This window comes from Moraxella caviae (assembly GCF_002014985.1).
In the GTDB taxonomy this organism is placed as follows: domain Bacteria; phylum Pseudomonadota; class Gammaproteobacteria; order Pseudomonadales; family Moraxellaceae; genus Moraxella; species Moraxella caviae.
In genome coordinates, this window is the sequence record NZ_MUXU01000012.1 from 1 (window position 1) to 5,075 (window position 5,075).

The following is a 5,075-nucleotide window of genomic DNA, read 5'->3' on the forward strand; positions in this document are numbered from 1 at the left end:
GTTTTGAAAATAGCCCAAAATTTCAGCCCGCAAGCCGCCGCCATAAACCATCATCAAACCACCCAAAAATCAGCACAAAAAAACGACAGCCAAGCCATCGTTTTTGTTTTTGATATTTATGTTTTGAAATTCATGTTTTGAAATTCATGTTTAACATTTGGACAAAACCCATCAGCTGTAATGCTCAGGCTCTTCATCATAAATATGCGCATGCCAAAAATTCATCTGCCGCTGCATGACGCTCGCCACCGCCGCGTGAATCATCTGCTGCCCAATGAACGCCACATCGCCACCAACCATTTCTTTCACCTTTGGCGAAAAACTGATGGTAACAAGCGGATCGTCTTGGCTTTTGGTGTCTCTTAGCACCATCACGCCATCTTCTTGCTCCACAAATTCCAGCAAGGCTTCTTGAATGCCGAATTTTTGCTCCGCCTTATCCAAATCCGCACGCTCATCATCGCTTGGTGCGTCATCAGAATCGTCCGCATCTGCATGGCTTTTGGCGTGATTGTCGTCCGCCTGCATTCTGCTGGCAAGCTCTTCTTGCACCAGCTCGCTTGCTTCAGCAATCAAGCGTTCAATCAGTTCGTCTTTGGTCATGGTTGCCCTTTGTTATTTTTTGCAAATCGTAAAATTTGGCGACAAACCAAATCTCTCATTCTTTGATAAATGGCGATGATGTGCCGATTTTTCAAGGGGATTTGCAAGGCTTTGGCTAAAAACAATTTCTCAAGTTTACTTTCGTAAATTTAATTAAAAAATCAATAACTTATCGCCAATACCGCAGCTTGGCAAGTAAAAACAGCAAACTGACAAACACGCCCAAATAATACGCCATGCGCACGTCAAATTCAGGGTCTCGCCACTTTAAGGGCATACTCACAAGCGCCGTAAACGCAGGAATCAGCACCAAAGTCAGCACCCACGTCTCAAACACATGAAGCCAGCCCTGCCACGCATTGCCATCGCCCAGCCGATACGCACTCAGCCCTGTCGCCATCACCACGGCAAGCAGTAGCAGCACCGCCCCTTTTGGAATGCCATCAGGCACGCAGCGGTCGGGCAAAAGCGCACCAAAAAGCCTAGACAATGCACGCCACATCAGCTGTACACTCCCATGATGGAAAGCATGGCAACGGTCGCCAAAAGCCAGCCAAGCGTCCATGCGTTGCGTGGGTGAATGTGTGTGTTACCCAAGCGATTGAGCAGCAAACTGCCCAACCAAATCAAAAACGGAATGCCCAGCACCAGCGCAGGCACAACCACCATGGCATGACGTGCCACCGCCATAAAAGGCTCGCCAAACATCAGCCGAAAGCCATAGCCTGCAAGCGCCAACACCAAAGACGAGCAAAACAGCGCAACCGTAACGCCCATCGGCACGATGACGGTTTTTTTAGGGCGATTGGCTTGTTCAAAATTGCCGCTCATTTTACACCGCCACGCTGTTCGCTAGGCTTAATTCTTGGCGCATTTCATCAATCACCGCACGGTAATCCGCCTTGCCAAAAATCGCCGAACCCGCCACAAACATATCCACGCCTGCTTCGGCAATCTCACGGATATTGCTTGGATTTACGCCGCCATCAATCTCAAGGCGAATGTCTCGTCCGCTGGCATTGATGCGCTCACGCACCATGCGCGCCTTTTGTAGCGTGCTTGGAATGAATTTTTGTCCGCCAAAGCCGGGATTCACGCTCATTAAAAGAATTTGATCCAATTTATCAATCGTGTGATCCAAATAATGCAGCGGCGTGGCAGGATTAAACACCAAGCCACACTTCGCACCGCCATCTTTAATCATCTGCAGGCTTCTGTCAATGTGCTGGCTGGCTTCTGGATGAAAAGTGATGATGTCCGCCCCAGCCTTTAAAAACTCTTCAATCATGCCGTCCACAGGCGACACCATCAAATGCACATCAATCGGTGCGCTAATGCCATAATCTTTAAGCGCCTTACACACCATCGCCCCAAAGGTCAGATTCGGCACATAGTGATTGTCCATCACATCAAAATGCACCACATCCGCCCCAGCGTCCAGCACTTTTTGCACGTCATCGCCCAAGCGTGCAAAATCCGCCGACAAAATAGACGGCGCAATCAAAAATTGTTTTTCAGGTAAAATCATAATCGTATCCAATGGCATTTGCCAAACCGCCTAATCAAGGCGTTTGGCGTATCGGTTGATGGTTTTGCGTTATGATAGCAAATTTTTGGCAAAAGTAGCAAATTTACTTATATCGCCAAGCAAAAATCAGCGGAACAAAACTTGACAAAGTTGGTATCAATTATATAATGAAAAATCATATACACAGGATTGCATCATGCCTTCAATCTTTAAAAATGGCATCTATTTTATTGGAACGATACCAAATTTAAACTGGTTTATGATGGACGCAATATAGAATTTGATGAAGTTGTTTCAGTTTTTAATGACTGAAATCACATCACCAACATTGACAATCGTTTTGACTACGATGAGCTAAGAATGGTAACGCTTGGTATGTCAAACAAAGGCAGATTGCTTGTCGTTGTATGGTTTGAAACCAGCGATGACAGCATTGCCATCATTACCGCTTTTAAGCCCAGCGCAAAACAAATCAAAGGATATACCCATGGATAAAGATTTTGCTTTGGAATATCAAGACTTTGAGTTTTCTCGCCAAGAACACATCACGCCAAAAACCGTGCGTACTTTTCAAGCCAATGCCGCAAAATCCAAATTCTCCGGCCTGCTTAGTGCAAACTTTTTTGATGATGATGTTATTACAGCACTAAACCAACACAACAACGAACACGACAGACAGCGTGTCAATACGGTGTTGCGTGCATTATTCGCCACGGGCTAACGTTCCAACTTTCATATTTCAACGTTATTTCAACCCCTAAAACAAACCACCACCCACAAAAAAAACGGCTCACATCGGTAAGCCGTTTTTGTTTTGACTAAGTTTAGCTACATACTTATTTTTTGTGGTAAGCAAGTTTTACACCAATGGCATAGCCGTCATTGTCTTCAAACTTGCCTGATGTGTCGCTTGTGCCAACTTGAGTTGGGATTTGCACATCGGCATCGCCAAACATGAAGTATTTCGCGCCTGCAGAAATAGACCATTCTGGCGTGATGTCATATTTTGCACCCAAGCCTACGCTGTAGTAGCCTTCAATCGGCCCTAGCGTGGTTACAGGGTTGCCTGCGCCACTGTCCCAGCCCACAGAGCCTGACACCGCCAATTTGTCATTCAAGCGCTTGCCTAGACCCAGCTCAGCAGACCATTGGTCTTTGGCATAACGTGCGATTGGCAAGCCGTTAGGATAAGCGGCTGGATCTCTTCTTTTTACACCTTCTTTGTACAGCGGTGTATCAATGTGGAAATCCGCCCAAGGCACATAGCGTACTTTTGCCGTCAGCAGTGTGGTTGGGTTAAGACCCGTTTGGAAATCCAAGTTCCAAGATTCTGGTAGTTTTACGCTAAAATCTTGCATGGCGTTCGTTGGCAATTTTCTTAGCGGAGCGGCTGGCAAAGTCTCAGCAATGCTGGTGTTATGCTCAATTTCAGAACGGTAAGTCAAAGCAGCTTTAAGACCGATTTCTGGCTTAGAATACGCCACGCCAGCAAGCCAGCCAATGTCGGTATCTGATGAAATCTTGGCGTCATAGCCAGCAGCGGTCTCATAAGCAATACCGCGCAAATGCACTTCACCGTTTAGACGTTGAGCCACAGGGCCGCCATACACTTGGAAATTACGGTTTGCGCCAAATTTTGCACCGCCGATAAGGCTTAGGCTGTTGGTGCGGATTTCAACGTTGGTTACCTCGCCTTTTTGATGTTCAAGCCCATCAGCTACGGCAAGCAAAGGTTTTGCTTGTTCAATTCGTGCCTTTCCTGCGTTGGCTTGATCCAATTGTTCTTGAAGTGCATTCTGTCTATTTGTTAAGTCTGTTGTATCAATACCTAAAGATTCGGCGAGTTTAATGCCAGCCTCTAGTTGTTCAATGCCTGTATTAATCGCTTTCAATCTTGCATCGGCAGTAGCAACGCTGGTAATGCCTTGAGCTGCAAGAGCTTGTCTGCCTTCCTCTCCGATTGCTGAATATAAAAGACCAGCAGAACCTGTAGATGCAAAATTATTGTCTTTGCCGTATTTTACTGCTGCACCCCATGGCTCGTCATACAGCACGCCCACGCTAAAGCGGTCGTTGATGTCAGTTTTTACGCCATAGCGGAAAAAGTCATAAGATTCCGCTACATCGCCTGTGTCGTTGCCATTACTGTCCTTGCCGGACACATCAGCATCAATATAAGTATAAACCGCTTCAGCATAAGTGCCGTCTTGCAAAAACGCACTGATGTCCTGACCAGAGCGATCCAAACCTGCAGCGTTTGCGGCAGTCGCTGCGCCAACAGAAGCGATGGCAAGCGTAAGCAATTTGATTTTGGTAGCGTGCATACGATACTCCTAAAATAATACATTAACTTCCTGAACGCTTGCCAAACCCAAAACATAAGTCAAGGCAAGTCGTGGCGGTGGCTACAACCCTTTGTGAACCCTTTGTGCGCCTGCAGGATTTCGCCTTGCAAGCATAAAATCGTAACAAAGTGTGTTGCTTGGCTTATCTTAAAACAAAAATTTGCGCAACACAAGAGAAAACTATCAACTTTTTTATAAATTTGGGGCTGTACTAGAATAACAACCATGTTATACTAGTTTTATGAAGATAACCCATTGTAAACTAAGTAAAAAAGTTCAAAAAAGACTACTTGAATTTTTTGTACTTGAAGTTACTGCTAGAAGTGCAGCTGATTTACTGGGTATTCACCCTAATTCAGCAGCCCTTTTTTACCACAAAATCCGCCTTGTGATAGAATACCACTTAGCTCTTGAAGCCAATCAACTCTTTGATGGCGAAATTGAACTTGACGAAAGCTATTTTGGTGGTATTCGTAAAGGTAAACGTGGTCGTGGTGCAGCTGGCAAGACTGCTGTATTTGGTTTATTAAAACGTAACGATAAAGTTTATACCGTTGTTGTTAAAGACACCAAAACAGACACGTTAATGCCTATTATCA

At 45.5% G+C, this 5,075-nt stretch carries 7 protein-coding genes; 2 read left to right on the top strand and 5 right to left on the bottom strand.

Annotated elements, in window-relative coordinates; all coding sequences use genetic code 11:
* Positions 1-171: 171 nt before the first annotated feature.
* The 4 genes from B0181_RS12335 to rpe all read right to left on the bottom strand — a co-directional run bounded on the left by B0181_RS12335 (position 172) and on the right by rpe (position 2,131).
* Positions 172-603: a hypothetical protein gene (locus B0181_RS12335; RefSeq protein WP_242620088.1), complete on the bottom strand. Its 432-nt coding sequence runs from the start codon at positions 601-603 to the stop codon at positions 172-174.
* Positions 604-772: 169 nt separating this feature from the next.
* On the bottom strand, positions 773-1,105 hold the full coding sequence (locus B0181_RS01520; protein ID WP_078275737.1) for a hypothetical protein: 333 nt from the start codon (positions 1,103-1,105) through the stop codon (positions 773-775).
* Positions 1,105-1,434, bottom strand: a complete 330-nt coding sequence (locus B0181_RS01525; RefSeq protein ID WP_078275738.1) for a hypothetical protein — start codon at positions 1,432-1,434, stop codon at positions 1,105-1,107. The genes B0181_RS01520 and B0181_RS01525 overlap by 1 nt, the downstream gene beginning before the upstream one ends.
* 1 nt (position 1,435) lies before the next feature.
* On the bottom strand, positions 1,436-2,131 hold the full coding sequence (rpe, locus tag B0181_RS01530) for a ribulose-phosphate 3-epimerase (protein ID WP_078275743.1): 696 nt from the start codon (positions 2,129-2,131) through the stop codon (positions 1,436-1,438).
* A 487-nt stretch (positions 2,132-2,618) separates the two neighbouring features.
* On the opposite strand from rpe, the gene B0181_RS01540 reads away from it, so the two are divergent.
* On the top strand, positions 2,619-2,852 hold the full coding sequence (locus B0181_RS01540; RefSeq protein ID WP_078275740.1) for a hypothetical protein: 234 nt from the start codon (positions 2,619-2,621) through the stop codon (positions 2,850-2,852).
* Between the two features lie 115 nt (positions 2,853-2,967).
* On the opposite strand, the gene B0181_RS01545 is transcribed toward B0181_RS01540, so the two are convergent.
* A complete protein-coding gene (locus B0181_RS01545) occupies positions 2,968-4,455 on the bottom strand; it encodes an outer membrane protein transport protein (RefSeq protein ID WP_078275741.1) in 1,488 nt (495 codons plus the stop codon).
* Between the two features lie 262 nt (positions 4,456-4,717).
* On the opposite strand from B0181_RS01545, the gene B0181_RS01550 reads away from it, so the two are divergent.
* Positions 4,718-5,075, top strand: a 358-nt coding sequence (locus B0181_RS01550; RefSeq protein WP_143821562.1) for a transposase, incomplete at its 3' end; no start/stop codon positions are given.